Origin of the sequence: Dermabacter sp. Marseille-Q3180 (genome assembly GCF_940792985.1) — a bacterium.
Lineage (GTDB): Bacteria > Actinomycetota > Actinomycetes > Actinomycetales > Dermabacteraceae > Dermabacter > Dermabacter vaginalis.
The window spans coordinates 258,078-277,248 of sequence record NZ_CALNWU010000001.1; the positions used below are offsets into that span (position 1 = coordinate 258,078).

Sequence of the window (19,171 nt, forward strand, 5' to 3'; positions counted from 1 at the left end):
GCTTTCGTCCCCACCATCACCCGTAAAAATGTCTTCTGAACCTTGATCAGCGAATACGGTAGGTGCCATAACGACCTGCATGTTGAGTACAAGTAAGCAGACTAAGAACCATCGACCTCTACTCCACCTCATCAGAGCCCTTCCACGCAACGCCTTGGATTTGCCATTTGCCGTTAGCAAATTTCATGCGAAAACCCGATGCATATTCTTTAGAGGGAAATTGCTCTAGCTCTTCGCCCTTCTTGAACTTCTTAACGTCATTCACCCTAAAAATATAGTGAACTTCCGAAATTCCGTCTTTCTTGCCAGATACCCAAGAATCAACGTGTTCAATCGTTGCAGGACTGAGATACGTTCCGCGACTTCGCCATTTATCAATTTCATCAATCAGGCGATTACAGGCACCACAGGTCTCCAAATTCGAAGACTCACGTAGCGCTTCAGTATCACCAGTGGCGTACGCATAGTACATAGCATCAAAGAAGTACTTAGCTGTCTCCTGGGCGCCCTGATCGGTCTCGTAAGTAATCCCCGTATAGTCCTTAAAATCAGGAGCCTCGAGAGCCGCATTCTCCGGAGGAAGATTCGGCGTGCGGCCGGTCACTTCACCGCCGCCATCACTGCCACCACCAGAACCTGCACCGCCAGCATCACTGCTCAGCGGAGAACTGGATGACTGCACGGCAGGCGTCGGACCACCCGCAGACTCACCACCACAGCCCACGAAACCAGCCGCCACCACAACCGCGACACTCAACGCACCAAGGACCTGTGCCCGCCCGCTCCGCATACACTCCCCCATCCAGCTCGACGCGGCCCCACTCCCCCGAGCGAGGCCCATGTCACATAGCCAATCAGAACGCTAAAGCCTGCGCAACGGATAAGCCGACATTGTGAATACTTGGGGCACACGAGAAACCGCCTCGGCACTCACCCCTCATGCACAGTCGCCCGAACCACGAGAGACGATTTGCTCCGGTCATAGCAGCCGCTCACAGTCGGCGTGCTCCACTCGGTTCGGGGGTAGCGACGCCTCACTCGGGCTCTCGAGCGGTCAAAGGAGCCGGGTAGAGAGGAAGCGGGGTGGAAGGCGACTCAGGGGAGGAACGAGTCTCGTGAGCCTGCGAAGCGCACGACGATTTCAAACCCCCACAACCCCTATGCAATTCGAGGAGGGCGGGATGGAAGGGGGAGGAATTTCAGTCGAGCCAATCGAAGTGCAGCACAAGCCACTCCCCGTCGCTGAAATCCAGCGTCATTTTGACCGTGTGCTGCTCCGTCGGCTGGCCCTCCGTGGAGTCTCCGTAGGAGCCGGGGTGGAGATCCTCGATGGTGAATTGGTACCGGACCAAGACGTAACCATCTTTCGTGGTGTCAGTACTAATCTCCCCGGGGGTCACACCCACGACGCTCGCGAAATGCTTATTCTCGCGCCACCGGTCCATTTCGGCGAGCGTTTCCCCGCAAGCCTTGCACGCCCCGAGCGAAACGACGCTCTCGTAGGGGGCCGTGTCGCCGGTCGCGTATCCGTAATAGAGGGCCGCAATGACATATCTGGCCGTGGCCTTAGCGCCCTCATCAGTTGCGAAATGGCGTGCCTCGAACACTTCGCCATCCGGCTTCCTCAGTGCCTCATTGTGTGGAGGAAGCCCATCGGTGCGTTCGGGCGCCTCGCCAGTTCCGACGCCTGCTCCGCCCGCATCGCTCCCGCTGGTTGCCGGTGCCGTATGTGCGACAGGAGTCGGGCCGATAACCGGCATCGCGTCTTCGTTGCATGCGGTGAGCGCAGCTGAGGCAATGGCAAGGGCGCCTACAGTCGACAGCATGCGCCATCGCGAGTTCCGCTTCATGTGTTCTCCCGCCTGTCACACCCGTCGATCTGGGACCGACCCACTCGGTACAGCGAACCAGACTGCTCGCAAGCGTGCAATACCTACCGCAGAAAAGAAGCAGGATTTTTCGCGAACAGCTGTGTCGACCTTGGGCTACGTCGATCTGCATCGCAACGATGCGGCACGCGAGCGAGTGAGTGCCCACGGAACATGCTGCCTGGTCAGTGCTTGATCGAGGCCGGGTAGAGGGGCGGCGGCGGACGCTACGGGCGCAAACCCCCATAACCCCTATGCAATCCAGAAGGGAAGATGGGGGCTAGTGCGCGGCCTCCAGCCAGGAGTGGCCAACGCCCACCGAAACGTCCATGGGTACGGAAAGCTCGTAGGCTCCCTCCATGCCTTCGCGCACGATGTCACTCACGAGGTCGATTTCACCGGGGGCGACATCGACGATGAGCTCGTCGTGAACCTGGAGCACGAGACGCGAGGCGGCGGCGGTCTTCTTCAGCGCATGGTCAACGCGCAGCATCGCGAGCTTGATGATGTCGGCAGCACTCCCCTGAATCGGCGAGTTAAGGGCGACACGCTCGGCATTTTCTCGCCGCTGCCGGCTATCGCTCGTAAGTTCGGGAAGGTAGCGGCGTCGACCGAGAAGAGTTTCCGTGTAGCCGAGTGAACGCGCCTTCTCCACACTTTCGTGGAGATAGTGTTGCACCCCGCCAAAGCGCTCAAAATACTGTTCGCGCAGTGCTTTTGCTTCGGCCTGGGAGATGTGCAGCTGGCGGGAAAGACCGAAAGCGGAAAGCCCATAGGCGAGGCCATAGCTGATCGCCTTCGTCTTCGAACGCTCTTCGCTCGTCACCTGATCGACCGGGGTGCCGAACACTTGCGAGGCGACGAAGCTGTGGAGGTCCTCGCCGTCACGGAAAGCCTGGATGAGCCCCTCGTCGCCAGACAGGTGCGCCATGATGCGCATCTCGATCTGCGAATAGTCGGCCGTGAGCAGCGACTCGAAGCCTTCGCTCGCGTGGAAGGCTCCGCGGATCTGACGGCCGGCTTCGGTGCGCGCCGGAATGTTCTGCAAGTTCGGGTGAGACGAGGCCAGGCGCCCCGTCGCCGCGACGTTCTGCGAAAGGGTCGTGTGGATACGCCCTTCCTCGGTCACGGATTTGCGCAGCGTTTCGATAATCTGGCGCAATTTCGTGACGTCGCGGTGCTCGAGAAGCGCCTGAAGGAAAGGGTGCCCAGTCTTCGCGTAAAGGTCGGTGAGGGATTCGGCGTCAGTCGAATGGCCCGTCTTGGTTTTGCGGGTCGGAGGCATCCCGAGCCGGTCGAACAGCACGGTTTGAAGCTGCTTCGGTGAACCGAGGTTAATTTCCTCGCCACCGATTTCCGCGAAAGCGCGAGCGGCAACCTCAGACTGCCGTTCGGCATGTACCGCATCGAGCCGGTCAAGCTCGGTAGCGTCAACGGCAATGCCCGATTCCTCCATCTGCGTCAGCACACGCGCAAGCGGCAGTTCGAGATCATCGTAAATGGCGCGGGTCTCATGCGCATCCATGTCCTTCACGAGGAGAGGGGTCAGACGGTACTCCGCCCTCGCACGTCCCAAAAGATCCTCGTGTAGCGCCTGCGCGGTGGGCTTCTTGTCGAGTTTCGGGAATTCCTCGTGGAGGTGGCGCATCGCCAGGCCGGCCACATCTGCGGGTCGCTGCCCAGGCCTGCACAGGAACTCCGCGAGAGAGAGATCAACGTCGAGCCCGCGAATGGCGAAGCCCGCACCGCCAAGAATATGCGCGAGCTCCTTGGAGTCAAGCGTCCATTTTGGAATGACCGAATTTCGCAGCCATCGCTCGAGCTCACGGCGATCCTGCTCATTCATGCGCGAGGCGCTGATGTCAAGGCTTGCGCTGCCGGTGGCAATCACCAGGCCGCGAAACTCCGCTTCGCCCATCGCCCAGGTGCCGTCGGCCTCAAGGGCGCCTCCCAAAGCGGCATGCTCTGCAAGAAGCGCGCCAAGCTGCCCAGTTTCCGGTTGAATCACGGGAAGGGTGGGGTTCGCAACGATCGGCTGGGTACCGGCATCCTCCGCGGCATCGGCGGGCAAAAGCCCCGCGGGAATATCCCGACGGATGCCCGGCCCAAAGGCGAGTTCATCAAAGCGCGCGTTGATGGCGACACGATCGCCGCGTCCAAGAAGATAAGCGTCGAAATCCTTCGGCAGATCCAGGTCACGCACGGCCTCGTTCATGCGGCGATTGCGCACCACGTCCTCGACGTGATCGCGAAGCGACTGCCCCGCTTTGCCTTTGATCTCATCGCGGTGTTCAAGGATGCCGTCGAGTGTGCCGTACAGTCCAAGCCACTTCGCGGCGGTTTTGGGTCCTACACCGGGAACACCCGGAAGATTATCGGCGCTCTCCCCCACAAGCGCAGCGAGATCCGGGTAGAGCTTCGGCGGAACGAGGTACTTCTCTTCGACAGCCTCGGGAGTCATGCGGCGAAGCTCCGTGACGCCCTTCACCGGCTGCAAAAGCGTAATCGTCTCATCAACGAGCTGGATCGCGTCGCGATCACTCGTGACAAGCAGAGGCTGCACCCCGGCATCCTTCGCATACGTGGCGATGGTGGCAACGATGTCATCGGCCTCGTAGTCCTCGACGCTAAAATGCGCGATGCCCATGGCCTCAAGTACCTGCTGAATAAGGGCGACCTGCCCCTTGAATGCCTCGGGAGTGGCCTCACGGCCGCCCTTGTATTCGCTGTAAATACGATCGCGGAAGGTGCCGCCCGGCAGATCGAAGGCGACCGCCATGTGAGTGGGCTTCTCGTTCTTCACGATGTTGAAGATCATGCGGCAAAAACCGTACACCGAGTTCGTCGCCTGCCCCGCGCTGTTCACGAACGACTCCGGTGGCAGGGCAAAGAACGCGCGGAAGGCCATCGCATGGCCATCGATCACAACGATGCGCCTCTCAGGGGCGTTTTCGATCTCGCTCATGCGTCAAGTGTGTCACGCTAGGCGAATGGACACGAACGCACGCGCGACAACCGCGACACAGGATACTCTCACACGCCTACGCGAGGAGCTCAAGGGAACACTGTGCGAGCGCATGGGAATGGAGGTGCTCTCACTGACCGCGAGGGAAGCACACCTCAGTATGCCCATTGCGCCAAATCGGCAGCCGCACGGTCTGCTGCACGGTGGCGCCACGATCGCGCTCGCCGAAACTGCCATATCACTCGCCGCACAGCTCCATGCGGAAAGTCTCCACGGTGAAGGCGCAGCAGCCGTCGGAACCTCCTTCAGCGCAACCCACCACGCGCCCGCGCGCGAAGGCCTCGTTCACGTGACCGCTCACGCACAGCACCTGGGCCGCACCCACGCGAGCTATCTCGCCGAGATACGACGCGAGGACGGCACTCTCGTGAGTACCGTCCTCGGAACCGCGCGTCTCTTTCCGCCGCGAGAAGAGGTTTCTGCGCGTTAGTCCTTATGAGGGCCGAGCTGGTCAATGACGGCGTCGGCAACCTCGCGCATTGTCAGACGGCGATCCATCGACGTCTTCTGGATCCAACGGAAAGCATCCGGCTCGCTCAGATTCATGTTGGTCTGCAGAAGCCCCTTCGCGCGATCCACGCGCTTACGAGTCTCGAAGCGTTCTTCAAGATCGCGAATTTCCTCATTAAGCGACGTGATCTGCTGATAGCGCGAAAGCGCAATCTCAATGGCGGGAAGCAGATCGTTAGGGGTGAAAGGCTTGACCACGAATGCCATGGCGCCGGCATCTCGCGCACGCTCCACGAGTTCCTTTTGCGAGAACGCCGTCAGCATCACGACGGGAGCAAGGTGCTCCTTGCCGATAGCCTCAGCCGCGGACACGCCGTCCATCTGCGGCATTTTTACGTCCATGACGACGATGTCGGGGCGAAGCTCGCGCACTTTCTCCACAGCGCTCGCGCCATCGCCCACAGCGGCGACGACCTCGTAACCCGCTTCAGTGAGGGTCTCGACAATATCCATGCGAATGAGGCTTTCGTCCTCAGCCACAACAGCCGTGCGCGCCACGAGACCGGAATCCTGTTCGTTCTCGGCGATCTTTTCCACAGCTTCGTTTTCGTTCATGGCATCCAATCTTTCGCCTGTTTTTATCGTTGTGCAGCGAGCGCGCTCCAACTCCATAGTGCAGCACACTCGCCCCCTGAGCGGAATCGGCAGTCGCTTCCCACGATATTACTCACGTGTATGAGACGACGCGCAGCCAGCGCCAGTTAGGCAAGCGCGAACTCGTTGGTTATTCTATAGGGCGTGCCTTAATAAGCGCACAGGGCCGGGTTGGCGGAATTGGTAGACGCGGCGCACTCAAAATGCGTTGTCTTCGGACGTACGGGTTCGAGTCCCGTACCCGGTACAGCACAAGGGTGGGGAGCTCACGCTCCCCACCCTTTTTATATGCGACTGTTCGAGGATCAGGCCTCGGGAATCGCCTTGCCCTTCGCAATGCGGTCGGCTTCCACGCGCGCAGCTTCGGTGCCGTCGAGGTCACCGATGCGGTGCACGCGCAGCGTGTTGGTCGAGCCGTGAACACCCGGAGGCGAACCAGCCGCGATGATCACGAGGTCGCCGGGCTGCAGGCCCTTCTTCTCACGCAGAAGTTCGTCGACGACCTTCACCATCTGATCGGTATCGGTCTGCATTTCCACGTGGTGCGCTTCGATACCCCAGCTAAGCGAAAGCTGGTGCTGGACCTTCTCGTACGGGGTCAGCGCAAGAAGAGGAATGGTGGGACGCAGACGCGAAAGACGGCGAGCGGTGTCGCCCGACTCGGTGAACGTCACGAGGTACTGCGCCGAGAGCTGGTCGCCAATCTCGGCTGCAGCACGAGTGATCGCACCGCCGCGAGTGTGCGGGATGGTGCCGAGCTCAGAGATGCGGTCCGCACCGTTTTCTTCGGTGTTCGTGACAATGCGCGCCATCGTGCGCACGGCCTCAAAGGGGAAGGCGCCGACGGAAGTTTCGCCCGAGAGCATGACCGCGTCGGCACCATCGAGGATGGCGTTCGCACAGTCCGAAGCCTCGGCGCGGGTCGGGCGCGGGTTCGTAATCATCGACTCGAGCACCTGGGTCGCCACGATGACGGGCTTCGCGTTGCGTCGAGCGAGTTCGATGGTGCGCTTCTGCACGAGCGGGACCTGCTCGAGAGGAAGCTCCACACCGAGGTCGCCGCGGGCCACCATGATGCCGTCGAAAGCGCCGACGATACCGCGCAAAGCACGCACTGCCTGGGGCTTCTCGATCTTGGCAACCACGGGGAGGCGAATGCCTTCCTCGTCCATCACGCGGTGCACGTCTTCGATGTCGTGCGCATCGCGCACGAAGCTCAGGGCGATGAGATCCGCGCCGAGGTGGAGGCCCCAGCGAAGGTCAGCGATGTCCTTCTCGCTCATCGCGGGAACGGAAACGGCGACGCCGGGAAGGTTGATGCCCTTATTGTTCGAGACGGGACCGGGCACTTCGACGACGGTCTTGACGTCGGTGTCAGTCACCTCGACAACGCGGACGCCGACCTTGCCGTCGTCGATGAGGAGAGTATCGCCGGGGCGGCAGTCACCAGGCAGTCCCTTGAAGGTCGTGCTCACACGGTCTTTCGTGCCGAGAATGTCGTCGGTCGTGATCGTGAAAATATCGCCGACAGCGAGGTCGTGGGGGCCATCCTCGAACTTGCCAAGGCGGATCTTAGGGCCTTGAAGGTCCACGAGAACGGCAACGTTTTTACCGAGGTCCTCGGAAGCCTTACGAATGTTGGCGTACACCGCTTCGTGATCGGCGTAGGTGCCGTGGCTGAGGTTCATGCGGGCGACGTTCATGCCCGACTCGATAAGCGTGCGGATCTGCTCGTACGAGTTCGTTGCAGGTCCCAATGTGCACACAATTTTTGCTTTACGCATGTCTACCCATCTGTAGCTATGAGAGGCGGGACCCACGTGCGCCGTGTGCTCGGGAGCGAGCGCACGAGGGGCGCGGGTCGCATCGCCGAGATCCACCTATCACCCTACAATTAAGTAATCGGCGCCACTCCCAGTTTGCCCCTTATTTCGTGGGGTTTTTAAGATTTTCTCCCTGCTCCGGGGCTTTTGCTTCCTCATGACCGGTGTGGCCGGCTTCGCGCTGCGCGAGCGGTTCGCCGTTAATACTCTCGTACGCCCCGCGTGCTTCTCCCTTGGTCTTCGCTCGCCTGGTGAGCCACAGGAACACGCCGATCGCGATGAGCCCCGTCACGATGTAGATCACCATGTGGATGCGGAGCCCAAACACCATCGTCGAAGGTTCTGTTCGCATGGTTTCCATGAGTGTGCGACCGGCAGAATAGGCGATGATGTACATCACGAAGATGCGGCCGCCCGCAACTTTGAACCGTTTCGCGAGGAACAGAACGATCGCGCACGCCGCGAGATTCCAGAGCGCTTCGTAGAGGAAGGTCGGTTGATAGGTGCCGGGAACGCACCCGAGGATCGTTCTGCCGTTGGTTTCGCACGTAATGTCGAGGGCCCACGGCAAAGTGCTCGGTTCGCCGTGAAGCTCCTGGTTCGCCCAGTTTCCAAGACGACCGATCGCCTGCGCAACGAAGAGAGTCGGGGCGATCGAGTCGGCCAGCGCGAGGAACTGCACGCCTTTGCGCCAGGTCATAAAGAACGCCGCGAGGCCGCCGACCGCGACCGCGCCCCAGATTCCAAGGCCGCCCTCCCACATGCGCAGCGCGCTAAGCGGATCTTTCCCGGGCCCAAAATAGTCCGGGATATTCACACCCACGTGATACATCCGCGCACCAATAATTCCCGCGATGATCGTCACGAAAGCGATGTCAAAGAAATCGTCGCGGTCACCGCCACGCTCGCTCCAGCGCTTGAGCGACCACGCGTACGCGATGGCGATACCGGTGAGGATAAAGAGCGCGTAGAAGTGAATGGTGATAGGGCCGATGCTGAACGAGCTGACAGGCGGGCTAGGGATCGTCGCGGAAATCATGCGCGTGCCTCCTCAATTCCGTTGCGCAATTCTGTTGCGAGCGTTTCAAGGGCGCGGAGCCCTTCCGACGGTGTATGTGCTTCGAGGAGTCTTCTCACAAAGGCGCTCCCCACGATGACCCCATCGGCATAGGCTGCCACTTCCGCGGCCTGCGCGCCATTCGAAACACCGAGCCCCACGCACACCCGCTCGGCGCCCACGGCGCGCGTGCGTTCGACGAGGGTTTTCGCGGCATCGCCCACGTGTGTGCGAGGCCCCGTGACCCCCATGGTGGACGCGGCGTACACAAAACCAGTGCTTGATTCAGTCACGAGCCGCAACCGTTCTTCGGGAGAGCTCGGCGCGGCGAGGAAGATCCGTTCGACATCGTGCGTGCGCGACGCTTCGATCCACTCTCGGCCCGAGTCGGGCGTGAGATCCGGGGTGATCACACCGGCGCCACCTGCGGCAGCGAGGTCGCGTGCAAAGGCGTCGGGCCCGTATTTGAGGATCGGATTGTAGTAGCTCATGACGAGGAGCGCCGCATCGAGATCGCTCAGGGCGTCGAGTGCCCGCATCACATCGGCGGGGCGCGTGCCTTGGGAAAGCGCAAGATCCGCGGCCTCTTGGATCACCGGGCCATCCATCACGGGATCCGTGTAGGGGATCCCGAACTCGATAGCGTCGACGCCCGCGCCTACGAGTGCGCGGACTGCCTCCACACTCCCCGCAAAGCTTGGGAAGCCCACGGGAATATACGCGACGAGTGCAGCGCGCCCCTCCCCCTTGGCACGGTCAATAACCTCTGCTGAAAGATGCCTCATGTCAGTTCTCTTCCTCGCTCGCAAGCACCGCGCGAATCCGATCTTTGATCTCTTCAAGATCTGCCCGTTTCTCGTCCCCGATGAGTCCGAACCAGGTCGATGCCGTCGTGACGTCCTTATCGCCGCGCCCCGAAAGGTTCGCGACGATGACCGCGTCTTTGCCGAGTTCACGGCCGAGGGCGAGAGCACCGGCAAGGGCGTGCGCGGATTCAAGCGCGGGCATGATGCCTTCCGTCATGGAGAGCAAGGCGAAGGCTTCCATGGCGTCGGTATCGGTAATCGCGCGGTATTCCGCACGGCCCGTGTCGGCGAGGTAAGCATGCTCTGGGCCAACACTCGGGTAATCGAGGCCGGCACTCACGGAGTGGGATTCGATGGTTTGACCATCCTCATCTTGCATCACGTATGAGCGTGCCCCGTGTAAGACACCGGGGCTGCCTGCCCCGATCGTCGCGGAATGCTCGCCCGACTCGATGCCCGAACCTCCGGCCTCACAACCAACGATCCGCACCGAAGAATCTTCGAGAAACGCGTGGAAGAGCCCCATCGCGTTCGAGCCTCCGCCCACGCACGCGACGATCGCGTCGGGAAGGCGACCCGCCTGGGCGATGATCTGCTCGCGTGCCTCGCGCCCAATCATCGAGTGGAACTGCCGCACCATCGTGGGGTACGGATGCGGCCCCGTGACCGTTCCAAGGAGGTAGTGCGTTGTGTGAACATTCGTGACCCAATCGCGGAAGGCTTCGTTGATCGCATCCTTGAGGGTTCGTGAACCGTGGGTCACGGGGATCACTTCCGCGCCGAGAAGTCTCATGCGGGCAACATTGAGGGCCTGGCGTTCCGTGTCGACTTCGCCCATGTAAATGCGGCATGCGAGACCGAGGAGCGCTGCGGCCGTGGCGGTAGCGACGCCGTGCTGGCCAGCACCTGTTTCGGCGATCACGCGGGTCTTGCCCATGCGCTTGGCGAGAAGGGCCTGCGCGAGCACATTGTTGATTTTGTGACTGCCCGTGTGGTTGAGATCTTCACGCTTGAGGAAAATCCGCGCACCGCCCGCGAGGGCGGAAAAGCGCGGGACCTCAGTGAGGAGCGACGGTCGCCCCGTGTACTCGCGATGAAGTCGTTCGAGCTCACGAGTGAAGGCCGGATCATCGTCGGCCGCGTGCCACGCCTTCGTGAGTTCATCGAGCACGGGAATGAGAGCCTCGGGGAGAAACCTCCCGCCGAACTCACCGAAAAACGGTCCGTCCTCAGGGGTAAAAGTGTCGGTCAATGTCACTCCTCCTATTCTCCTCCACACGCGTCAACTCCGTGCGCGCCCTTGTCGCTTGACACTACGAAAGTCGCGCGCGGCTTTGGTGGGCTCTGCGTGGCGCACAAGCGCTTCTCCCACGAGGACCGCGTCTGCGCCCGCGCGGGCATAGGCTTCCACGTCGGCGAGCGTTGCGACCGCCGATTCTCCCACGGCGAGGCGGTCCTCGGGGATCTCGCCCAGCAGAGAGCACGCGTAGTCCAGATCAACCTCAAGAGTTTTAAGGTTGCGAGCGTTCACCCCGATAAGTTCGGCCTTGCTTGCGAGCGCCCGGTCGACTTCCTCCGGCGTATGCGCTTCGACGAGCACACGCATGTCGAGGGAGCGTGCAAGGGCGTAAAGATGCTGAAGCTGGAGGTCGCTCAGGGCCGCGACAATCAGCAACACGATGTCTGCTCCGTGGGCGCGCGCCTCGAAGATCTGGTAATCCTCGACCATGAAGTCCTTGCGCAGCACGGGAATCTCCACGCGTGAGCGCACTGCGTCAAGGTCCGCGAGGGATCCGGCAAACCGGCGCTCCTCCGTGAGAACGCTAATCGCCGTCGCCCCACCGCTTTCATAAGCATCGGCGAGCAGCGCGGGGTGAGGAATGTCGGCGAGCGCACCTTTTGACGGGGACGAGCGCTTCACTTCGGCGAAAAGCCCAAGTGTCGCCTGCGAGCGAAGACGTTCGACCACATCGATCGCGGGAGCCGCCTCGCGCGCACGGTGCTCAATATCGGCTGGGCAGACGTCGGACTTACGCCGATCAAGATCCTCACGCACCCCCGTGATGATCTCGTCCAGTATGCTCACGTGGGACCCTCCTCGAGTGCTCGAACCCGTCGTTGGTAGCAAAATGCCCTGCACGAAAAGACTCTCCTTCGCGCAGGGCGGTAAAAATTCGGGTTAGCGCTTGACCTTTTGACCGAATCCCGCGGTGCGGAGAATGAACCCGACCACGATGGCGAGCACCACCGCCCCAATGCCGACGAGAAGAAGGACGCTCTGGCCAGTAACCATGCCAAGCGCGAAGAGGATCGCACCGAGCAGCACGAGAGCCGAGAAGGTCCATGCGGCAACGGTTTTGCCTTCATTCTGCGGCGGGGCGGGGGGAACGAGATAGGTCTTCGGCATTCTTCACTCCGGTAAAAATTGAGTCTGAGGCTTCTTGGCGAATTTTCGCGTCAGTCCGCGAGAATCATTGTGCCACGTTTCCGCGTGGGATTGCGCGCCCACTCACCTCTCGAAACGCGCATCGCTCGGATCCTCACCAAGGCTTAGCATGTCCCAGGCCTCTGCGTCCGTGCGCTCACTCCGCTTCGCACTTCCTGCCTCGCCGGTCGGCGCATGTCGGGTATAGCGGGTCCGGGTTGCCCCGCCGCCACCCGCCACGCGCGTGCGCGCCACGAGTAGTCCGCCCGCAATCGTCACGAGCACCCCGCACACAATCGTTGCCACGACGGGCCATGACGCCGATACGTCGACGGGCGCATTCACACTTCCCGTGGCCTCGAGTGCGGCACTTGAGGCAGCACGAGCCGGGTCAAGCAACACCAGTACGCCGCTCACTGCAATGCCGATCCCCGCAAGCAAAGACACGAACGCGCACGCGAGAGCCAAGCCGCGCCGAGAGAGGCTGAGAGCGCCCGCGGCTGCAAGAGCCACGAGCGCGCACGCAAGCGAGAGCGGTGACGCCTTCGCGCCCGCGATGCTGAGTTCGGCAATGTTGCCCGCGAGCCCCACGGCTTCTCCCTCGACCCACGTCGGTTGCGTGAGCATAGCGGCCACTCCCCCGGCCACAACAAGCACGAGCAGGAGCGGGGTGCGGAAACCGGTCGATGCCGACGTTTGCCGTGCCATCACTGACTCCTGAGAGTTTCGGCACTCGCCACGGCTCGTTCGGCGGCCGCCGCTTTGGAAAGCGACTCCCGGTGCTCCATCGTGGGGGATGAATCCGCGACAACGCCGCCGCCAGCTTGAACGTGTGCGCGACCGTCCTTCATCACTGTCGTGCGAATGGCGATGGCCATGTCAAGATCACCCGCGAAGTCGAGGTAGCCTACGGTGCCGCCGTAGATCCCTCGTGAGACGGGTTCGAGTTCGTCAATAATCTGCATCGCCCGCGGTTTCGGCGCCCCCGTGAGCGTGCCCGCGGGGAAGGTCGCGGTCAGCGCATCGAAAGCGGTCATGCCGTCCTTAAGCGTGCCCGTCACCGACGAAATCATGTGCATGACGTGCGAGTACTTCACGACATTCATGAAGTCGCGCACAATCACGCTTCCCGCTTGGCACACCTTGTGCAGGTCGTTTCGGCCGAGATCCACGAGCATGAGGTGTTCAGAGCGATCTTTGGGATCGGCCAGCAGCTCATTCTTGAGGCGCTCATCATCCTCGGCATCCACTCCGCGCGGGCGTGAGCCCGCGATCGGGTGCGTGCTCGCCTGACGGTCTCGCACCGTGACGAGAGTCTCCGGGCTCGCCCCCACAATGTCGATCGGCTTCCCATCGCCGTCATGCGCTCGCACGAGGAACATATACGGCGAGGGATTGAGCCTGCGAAGAACGCGATACACCTCGAGGGGGTCGGCGTTCGTGACCTGCGTGTGACGCTGCGAGGGGACGACTTGAAAAATTTCGCCATCGATAATGTTCTCGATCGCAGTTTCGACCGATTTTTCGAATTCTGTTTGGCTTGTCCGCGCCGTGCTCAACGGCGACTCCACGCTCGAGTAGACGACGGGGGTCGTCTCGATCCTCGCCCGAAGCGCTTCTCGCATCGCCTCGATCCGTACGAGTGCCGCGTCGTAAGCCTCCTCCGCACCGCTTTGGTGGCCGTTGAGGTTGAGAGCGTTCGCGACGAGAAGGACCGTGCTATCGGTGTGGTCAAAGACGGCAACGTCCTCAGCGAGGAGCATGCATAGTTCTGGCGTGCCAATCTCGTCAATGGGCTGATGCGGGAGCTTTTCGATCCTGCGCACCGCGTCGTAGCTCACAAAACCCACGAGTCCGCCGGTGAACGGCGGTAGGTGGTCGAAGCGCGCGGATTTAAACGCCGTTGCCGTGGCCCTGAGCGCCTCAAGGGGATCGCCCGAGGTGGGAACACTCGCGGGGACGTCCCCGTACCAACGTGCTTCGCCGTCCTTCTCGGTGAGGGAAGCACGGGCCTTGACTCCGATGATCGACCAACGCGAGTCCTCGCCCTGGCCGGCAGATTCGAGCAAGAAACTGCCCGCTGGGCCCGAGGGAGCCGTGAGCTTCCGGTAGAGGGAAATCGGCGTGTCTTGATCGGCGAGGAGCCGAATCACGACGGGAACGATGCGCTGCGAGCGAGCGAGCTCGAGAAAGGTCTCGCGATCCGGCCATACTTCGCCGAGCTTTGCCCCCTCAAGGCCGCGCACCTTTTCGGGGTAAATAACGCGCTTGGACATGCGCTCTCCTTTCGTCGTCGCCCCCGAAAACTTCGTGGGCTCAGCCAGCTAGAGCGCTCGCGTAAGTTCTTCGGCTCTGTTCGTCTTCTCCCACTCGAACTCGGGAAGAGGCCGGCCAAAGTGACCGAAAACCGAGGTCTTCCGGTAGATCGGGCGCAAAAGATTGAGCTCCTCAACGATCGCCTGAGGGCGAAGATCGAAGACCTTTTCGATCGCGCGTGCGAGCTGGTGTTCGGGCACCTTCCCGGTTCCGAAGGTTTCCACATAGAGACCCACGGGGGCTGCTCGACCGATCGCGTAGGCCACCTGGATCTCGCACCGATCGGCGAGGCCCGCTGCGACGACATTCTTGGCCACCCATCGAAGAGCGTACGCTGCGCTGCGGTCGACCTTCGAGGGGTCCTTACCCGAGAAAGCGCCGCCGCCGTGGCGTGCCATACCGCCGTAGGTATCGACGATGATCTTACGGCCCGTGAGGCCCGCATCGCCTTTGGGCCCGCCCACAACGAAGCGACCGGTGGGATTGATGTGGCGCTTGACGTCGTCGATTGCAAGGCCCAGCTCCGCGAGTTCGTCGAGGACAGGCTGGATCACCACGCGAGAGATGGCCTCGGTGAGTTGCCCGGAAACATCGACGTCCTCCGCGTGCTGGCTCGAGACCACGACAGCGTTGACGCTGCGCGCGACGAAATCATCGTCATAACCTATGGTCACCTGAGATTTTCCGTCGGGGCGCAGGTACGGCAGCACGCCGTCGCGGCGTGCGTTCGAGAGGTTCTGGGCGAGCTTGTGGGCCGCATAGATGGGAAGCGGCATGAGGTCCTTCGTATCGGTACACGCGTATCCGAACATCAGCCCCTGGTCACCGGCCCCGAGCTGGAAGCCCTGCTCAACGCTTCCGCCCTTAAACTCTTCAGAGTTATCCACGCCCAGGGCGATATCGGCAGATTGCGCACCGATCGAGACTTCAATCCCGCAAGAATCCGCGTCGAAGCCCTTCTCAGAAGAGTCATAACCGATCGAACGAATGACCTCACGAACAATCGAGTTCACGTCGCTGTAGCCCTCGGTTCGCACCTCACCGGCGACGTGCACGAGGCCCGTCGTCACAAGCGTCTCAACCGCGACGCGTGACTGAACGTCCTGGGCAATCATGTCGTCGAGAATCGCATCGGAAATTTGATCGCAAATTTTATCCGGGTGTCCCTCCGTAACGGATTCGGAGGTGAAATACCGCAGGTCGCTGAGAGTCATGTACTGCCTTTTCGACGATATCTAGTGGAGAGAATGAGGGCGCACCACACGGCTAGCCGTGCTCACGAGTGAGGAGCGCAGCAACGTGATCGAGCATCGCGTGAGAGACCTCGTCTTTCGACCCTGACGCCGCGCCGAGAATCTCACCGCTGGAGCCGAGAAACGTGAGTTCGTTGTGATCGGATCCGAAACCGTTTTTACTCACGTCGTTAAAGGCAAGGAGGTCTGCGCCTTTCGCTTGAGCCTTGCGTTTCGCGTGCGCGAGGGCGCTCGAGTGCTCATCTCCGGTCTCGGCTGCGAAGCCGCAAATTGCACGCGGCCGGCGACCTGGGACTCGCCGCTCCGTCAGGCCACGCAGGATGTCTTCGGTTTCCGTCAGGTGCAGCGTGAGCCCCGATTCGCCCTCACGCTTCTTGATTTTGCTACCTGAAGCCTCCGGGGTGAAGTCGGAGACGGCGGCGGCCATGATGAGTGCGTCAGCTTTCCCTTCGAGCTCGCGCACGGCCAAGGCCAGGTCCGCCGCGCTCACGGCTCGCACGACCTCAACCCCCGCGGGCGGCACGATATTCGAACCTGCGAGGACAAGCGTCACACGAGCCCCACGCACGCACGCGGCACGCGCGAGCGCAGCACCTTGCTTGCCGCTTGAACGATTGGTGAGCACTCGAACCGGATCGAGTGCCTCGCTCGTACCACCGGCGGTAATCACGATGTGCGAACCTTCAAGATCGCGCTCACGCTCCCCCGCCGCGAGAACCGATTGGGTGAACTGCACGATCGCCTCGGGCTCGGGAAGACGCCCCACACCGGTATCGGCACCCGTAAGGCGACCACTCGCGGGCTCGATCACGTGCACACCACGAGAACGGAGCACGTCAACGTTATCGCGAGTCGCGGGGTGTTCCCACATTTCGGTATGCATCGCGGGAGCGAAAATCACCGGGGCCCGCGTGACGAGAAGCGACGCCGAGAGGAGGTCATCCGCTCTGCCCATGCGCACACTCGCCATAAAATCCGCCGTCGCAGGAACGACGAGGATAGCGTCGGCCTCCTGGCCGAGCCTCACGTGCGCCACCGAATCCACGTCCTCGAAAACCGAGGTGCGCACGGGATTGTGACTGAGCGCTTCCCACGTGGCCGCCCCCACAAACTCGAGTGAATTTTTCGTGGGAACTACGCGCACGTCAGCGCCGAGCTCGGCGAGAGCGCGCACCACATGCGCCGCCTTATATGCAGCGATGCCCGCACACACTCCTACGATGACGCGAAGGCCCTCAAGAGGACGCAGCGGTATTGAGGAAGGCGATGCGGGCATCGTCGAAACCTCGTGCTTAGAGGTTAAAGTCGATCGGTACCTCGGGGGCGTCATCCCCGAGCGTGAGAGGTTCGCGCGCGGGAGGCTTCGGAGCGTTTTCATCGATCTCCTTCGCCTCAAGCAGACCTTCGTCGATCTCGCGAAGTGCAATCGAAAGCGGCTTCTCCTGAGGCTCGGTGTCCACGAGCGGACCGACGTGCTCGAGGAGGCCATCTTCGACCTGCGAGTAGTAAGCGTTGATCTGACGCGCACGCTTCGCCGAGTAGAGCACGAGGGCGTACTTCGAATCGACGGTCTCGAGCAGACGATCGATCGGTGGGTTGGTGATGCCTTCGGGCTGGGCTACGGTTCCAGGCACGAAACGTCCCTTCCTAGTGTGAAGTCAGATGTCGGCACTCGTCCATGACGAGCGCGCAAGGACTCAGTTTACCCGAAACAGGCCCCTAGCGGCAGCGACAAGCGGTGATGTCATTCACGCGACGCCGAGCCCGGCCTCACGGGCGAGTGCATCGACAGCCTCATCGAGGTCGTCGTTCACGATCGTCACGTCGAATTCATTCTCCGCCGCCATTTCGACACGTGCGGTTTCGAGTCGGCGCTGCTGCTCCTCCGGAGTTTCCGTGCCGCGTCCCACGAGACGCTCCACGAGGACGTCCCAGCTCGGTGGGGCGAGAAACACGAAGCGCGCATCGGGCATCGTTCGGCGCACTTGGCGGGCGCCATCAAGGTCAATCTCAAGGATCACGGGCCGCCCTTGGGCGCACGCCTCTTCGACCGCGCTTCTGGGGGTGCCATAGCGATTTTGGCCGTGCACGAGCGCCCATTCGAGCATGTCGCCCCGCTCTATCGCGTCGTCGAACTTCTCAGGGCTCCAAAAGAAGTAGTGAACCCCATCAGCTTCACCGGGGCGTGGACTTCGCGTGGTTGCCGATACCGACAGGTACACGTCGGGGTAGCGCTCGAGAAGCCTGCGCGTCACGGTCCCCTTACCCACGGCGGTGGGGCCAGCTACCACAACGACCCGAGCGCGCTTCACCCCGGCCGGATCGGAGGGCCTCACTCTGCGAAGTGCTGGATGAGCTTTTCCGCCTGGTGGCGGCCAAGGCCCCGCATCTTGCGAGAAGGGGAAATGCCGATCTCCTCCATGATCTGGGCGGCCTTCACCTTGCCGATGCCCGGGAGCGATTCGAGCATCGCGGAAACTTTGAGCCTCGCGACGGCTTCGCTCGTCTTTGCTTCTTCGAGAAGCTTCGCGATTTCCTCGCCGCGGTTGCCGGTCGAATTCTTGAGGCGGTTCTTCACCTGTGCACGCTCCTGGCGGAGCTGTGCGGCCTTCTCGAGAGCGGCTTTGCGCGCTTCGGGGGTCAAAGTGGGGAGAGCCACGTGTTTACCTCTTCAATCTATCGGTGGGTTTTCACCCATTCTCGTGGGGTTCCATAAGAAACACCCAGCAAACCTTCGAGTGCCCCCACCTAGCGGACTGCACTTAACTGGCAGACCGCCCGGCTCGGAGCTACGTATAGAGTTACCCACCAAGTTGATAAAGTCTTGAAGAACGCTGAATTATTGCCATTCCATGACCTAAATGCCACCTTGAGCAGCCCAATCGCCCATGGTTCTCGGGCTCGCCATCACCTCGATCAGGCGATCACTGGTTTTTCAAGAACAATGGAGTCCACGCCATCGACTTCCTCGAGCAGCACGCTTACGCGCTCACGTCTCGACGTAGGGAGGTTCTTTCCCACGAAATCTGCGCGAATCGGGAGCTCCCGGTGGCCACGATCAACGAGAATTGCGAGCCGCACGGCAGCCGGACGCCCGAGGGCGCTCAACGCATCGAGCGCCGCTCGCACCGTACGCCCCGAATAGAGAACGTCGTCAACAAGCACGACGGTACGCCCTGCGATACCGCCGGCTGGGAGCCGAGTCTCGCGCTCCGCGCGCACGGGCTGCGATGTGCGATCGTCGCGAAAGCGCGTAATGTCGAGCTCTCCAACGATGTCCTCGGGATTGCGTTCGGTGTTGCCTGCCCGCGCAATAGCCTCGGCGATGCGGCGAGCGAGTGGCACACCACGGCTGTGGATTCCCATGAGCACGAAATCATCGGCGCCTTTTTCGCCTTCGACGATCTCATAGCCGATACGAGTGAGGGCGCGGCGAATATCGCCCGCCTTGAACACTTCCGTGCGCAGATCCTCGGCCATGGAGGGCTCCCTTC

At 61.7% G+C, this 19,171-nt stretch carries 19 protein-coding genes and 1 tRNA gene; 2 read left to right on the forward strand and 18 right to left on the reverse strand.

Features of this window, described 5'->3' with window-relative positions; genetic code table 11:
• Positions 1 to 118: 118 nt before the first annotated feature.
• From NBW56_RS01210 to polA, 3 genes are all read right to left on the reverse strand, one after another.
• The gene (locus tag NBW56_RS01210) at positions 119 to 757 is read right to left on the reverse strand and encodes a DUF6318 family protein (RefSeq protein WP_250257672.1); all 639 of its coding nucleotides are present in this window, start codon (positions 755 to 757) and stop codon (positions 119 to 121) included.
• 442 nt (positions 758 to 1,199) lie between these two features.
• Complete coding sequence (locus NBW56_RS01215; protein ID WP_250257673.1) at positions 1,200 to 1,826, reverse strand: DUF6318 family protein; 627 nt, start codon at positions 1,824 to 1,826, stop codon at positions 1,200 to 1,202.
• A gap of 322 nt (positions 1,827 to 2,148) precedes the next feature.
• Positions 2,149 to 4,833 carry a DNA polymerase I gene (polA, locus tag NBW56_RS01220; RefSeq protein WP_250257674.1) on the reverse strand — a complete coding sequence of 895 codons (2,685 nt, stop codon included), beginning with the start codon at positions 4,831 to 4,833 and terminating at the stop codon, positions 2,149 to 2,151.
• Between the two features lie 25 nt (positions 4,834 to 4,858).
• Here polA and NBW56_RS01225 point away from each other — a divergent pair, with 25 nt between their 5' ends.
• Positions 4,859 to 5,323, forward strand: a complete 465-nt coding sequence (locus NBW56_RS01225) for a PaaI family thioesterase (RefSeq protein ID WP_250257675.1) — start codon at positions 4,859 to 4,861, stop codon at positions 5,321 to 5,323.
• Here NBW56_RS01225 and NBW56_RS01230 read toward each other — a convergent pair.
• Positions 5,320 to 5,958, reverse strand: a complete 639-nt coding sequence (locus NBW56_RS01230) for an ANTAR domain-containing response regulator (protein WP_065247866.1) — start codon at positions 5,956 to 5,958, stop codon at positions 5,320 to 5,322. The two genes, NBW56_RS01225 and NBW56_RS01230, sit on opposite strands and share 4 nt — an antisense overlap.
• Positions 5,959 to 6,162: 204 nt before the next feature.
• On the opposite strand from NBW56_RS01230, the gene NBW56_RS01235 reads away from it, so the two are divergent.
• A tRNA-Leu gene (locus tag NBW56_RS01235) sits at positions 6,163 to 6,244 on the forward strand.
• A gap of 58 nt (positions 6,245 to 6,302) precedes the next feature.
• Here NBW56_RS01235 and pyk read toward each other — a convergent pair.
• The 14 genes from pyk to pyrR form a co-directional block, all read right to left on the reverse strand.
• Positions 6,303 to 7,781, reverse strand: coding sequence for a pyruvate kinase (gene pyk / locus NBW56_RS01240; RefSeq protein WP_074297015.1), 1,479 nt, complete (start codon positions 7,779 to 7,781; stop codon positions 6,303 to 6,305).
• Positions 7,782 to 7,923: 142 nt separating this feature from the next.
• Positions 7,924 to 8,859 (reverse strand): prolipoprotein diacylglyceryl transferase, encoded by a 936-nt coding sequence (gene lgt, locus NBW56_RS01245; protein ID WP_250257676.1) that lies wholly within the window; start codon positions 8,857 to 8,859, stop codon positions 7,924 to 7,926.
• Positions 8,856 to 9,662, reverse strand: a complete 807-nt coding sequence (gene trpA, locus NBW56_RS01250) for a tryptophan synthase subunit alpha (RefSeq protein ID WP_250257677.1) — start codon at positions 9,660 to 9,662, stop codon at positions 8,856 to 8,858. The genes lgt and trpA overlap by 4 nt, the downstream gene beginning before the upstream one ends.
• A 1-nt stretch (position 9,663) precedes the next feature.
• Positions 9,664 to 10,935 carry a tryptophan synthase subunit beta gene (gene trpB, locus NBW56_RS01255; protein WP_250257678.1) on the reverse strand — a complete coding sequence of 424 codons (1,272 nt, stop codon included), beginning with the start codon at positions 10,933 to 10,935 and terminating at the stop codon, positions 9,664 to 9,666.
• A 30-nt stretch (positions 10,936 to 10,965) separates the two neighbouring features.
• Positions 10,966 to 11,769 carry an indole-3-glycerol phosphate synthase TrpC gene (trpC, locus tag NBW56_RS01260; protein ID WP_250257679.1) on the reverse strand — a complete coding sequence of 268 codons (804 nt, stop codon included), beginning with the start codon at positions 11,767 to 11,769 and terminating at the stop codon, positions 10,966 to 10,968.
• Between the two features lie 93 nt (positions 11,770 to 11,862).
• On the reverse strand, positions 11,863 to 12,090 hold the full coding sequence (locus NBW56_RS01265; RefSeq protein ID WP_065247870.1) for an HGxxPAAW family protein: 228 nt from the start codon (positions 12,088 to 12,090) through the stop codon (positions 11,863 to 11,865).
• Positions 12,091 to 12,192: 102 nt separating this feature from the next.
• A complete protein-coding gene (locus tag NBW56_RS01270; protein ID WP_250257680.1) occupies positions 12,193 to 12,816 on the reverse strand; it encodes a Trp biosynthesis-associated membrane protein in 624 nt (207 codons plus the stop codon).
• The gene (locus tag NBW56_RS01275) at positions 12,816 to 14,384 is read right to left on the reverse strand and encodes an anthranilate synthase component I (protein ID WP_250257681.1); all 1,569 of its coding nucleotides are present in this window, start codon (positions 14,382 to 14,384) and stop codon (positions 12,816 to 12,818) included. Before NBW56_RS01275 ends, NBW56_RS01270 begins: the two co-directional genes overlap by 1 nt.
• Positions 14,385 to 14,432: 48 nt before the next feature.
• The gene (gene metK, locus NBW56_RS01280; RefSeq protein WP_250257682.1) at positions 14,433 to 15,638 is read right to left on the reverse strand and encodes a methionine adenosyltransferase; all 1,206 of its coding nucleotides are present in this window, start codon (positions 15,636 to 15,638) and stop codon (positions 14,433 to 14,435) included.
• Between the two features lie 52 nt (positions 15,639 to 15,690).
• On the reverse strand, positions 15,691 to 16,953 hold the full coding sequence (gene coaBC, locus NBW56_RS01285) for a bifunctional phosphopantothenoylcysteine decarboxylase/phosphopantothenate--cysteine ligase CoaBC (protein ID WP_250257683.1): 1,263 nt from the start codon (positions 16,951 to 16,953) through the stop codon (positions 15,691 to 15,693).
• Positions 16,954 to 16,969: 16 nt separating this feature from the next.
• Positions 16,970 to 17,311 carry a DNA-directed RNA polymerase subunit omega gene (gene rpoZ, locus NBW56_RS01290; RefSeq protein WP_055088047.1) on the reverse strand — a complete coding sequence of 114 codons (342 nt, stop codon included), beginning with the start codon at positions 17,309 to 17,311 and terminating at the stop codon, positions 16,970 to 16,972.
• Between the two features lie 114 nt (positions 17,312 to 17,425).
• Positions 17,426 to 18,013, reverse strand: coding sequence for a guanylate kinase (gmk, locus tag NBW56_RS01295; protein WP_250257684.1), 588 nt, complete (start codon positions 18,011 to 18,013; stop codon positions 17,426 to 17,428).
• Complete coding sequence (gene mihF, locus NBW56_RS01300; RefSeq protein ID WP_065247876.1) at positions 18,010 to 18,336, reverse strand: integration host factor, actinobacterial type; 327 nt, start codon at positions 18,334 to 18,336, stop codon at positions 18,010 to 18,012. Before mihF ends, gmk begins: the two co-directional genes overlap by 4 nt.
• Positions 18,337 to 18,593: 257 nt before the next feature.
• Entirely contained in the window at positions 18,594 to 19,157 is a 564-nt protein-coding gene (pyrR, locus tag NBW56_RS01305; protein ID WP_250257685.1) for a bifunctional pyr operon transcriptional regulator/uracil phosphoribosyltransferase PyrR, read from the reverse strand.
• Positions 19,158 to 19,171: the final 14 nt, after the last annotated feature.

What these genes read in the sequence shown, in the direction of transcription:
- NBW56_RS01215 (WP_250257673.1), bottom strand. Translation starts at nt 1,826, where the DNA reads ATGCTGTCGACTGTAGGCGCCCTTGCCATTGCCTCAGCTGCGCTCACC.
- polA (WP_250257674.1), bottom strand. Translation starts at nt 4,833, where the DNA reads ATGAGCGAGATCGAAAACGCCCCTGAGAGGCGCATCGTTGTGATCGAT.
- NBW56_RS01225 (WP_250257675.1), top strand. Translation starts at nt 4,859, where the DNA reads ATGGACACGAACGCACGCGCGACAACCGCGACACAGGATACTCTCACA.
- NBW56_RS01230 (WP_065247866.1), bottom strand. Translation starts at nt 5,958, where the DNA reads ATGAACGAAAACGAAGCTGTGGAAAAGATCGCCGAGAACGAACAGGAT.
- pyk (WP_074297015.1), bottom strand. Translation starts at nt 7,781, where the DNA reads ATGCGTAAAGCAAAAATTGTGTGCACATTGGGACCTGCAACGAACTCG.
- lgt (WP_250257676.1), bottom strand. Translation starts at nt 8,859, where the DNA reads ATGATTTCCGCGACGATCCCTAGCCCGCCTGTCAGCTCGTTCAGCATC.
- trpA (WP_250257677.1), bottom strand. Translation starts at nt 9,662, where the DNA reads ATGAGGCATCTTTCAGCAGAGGTTATTGACCGTGCCAAGGGGGAGGGG.
- NBW56_RS01265 (WP_065247870.1), bottom strand. Translation starts at nt 12,090, where the DNA reads ATGCCGAAGACCTATCTCGTTCCCCCCGCCCCGCCGCAGAATGAAGGC.
- NBW56_RS01270 (WP_250257680.1), bottom strand. Translation starts at nt 12,816, where the DNA reads ATGGCACGGCAAACGTCGGCATCGACCGGTTTCCGCACCCCGCTCCTG.
- NBW56_RS01275 (WP_250257681.1), bottom strand. Translation starts at nt 14,384, where the DNA reads ATGTCCAAGCGCGTTATTTACCCCGAAAAGGTGCGCGGCCTTGAGGGG.
- metK (WP_250257682.1), bottom strand. Translation starts at nt 15,638, where the DNA reads ATGACTCTCAGCGACCTGCGGTATTTCACCTCCGAATCCGTTACGGAG.
- coaBC (WP_250257683.1), bottom strand. Translation starts at nt 16,953, where the DNA reads ATGCCCGCATCGCCTTCCTCAATACCGCTGCGTCCTCTTGAGGGCCTT.
- pyrR (WP_250257685.1), bottom strand. Translation starts at nt 19,157, where the DNA reads ATGGCCGAGGATCTGCGCACGGAAGTGTTCAAGGCGGGCGATATTCGC.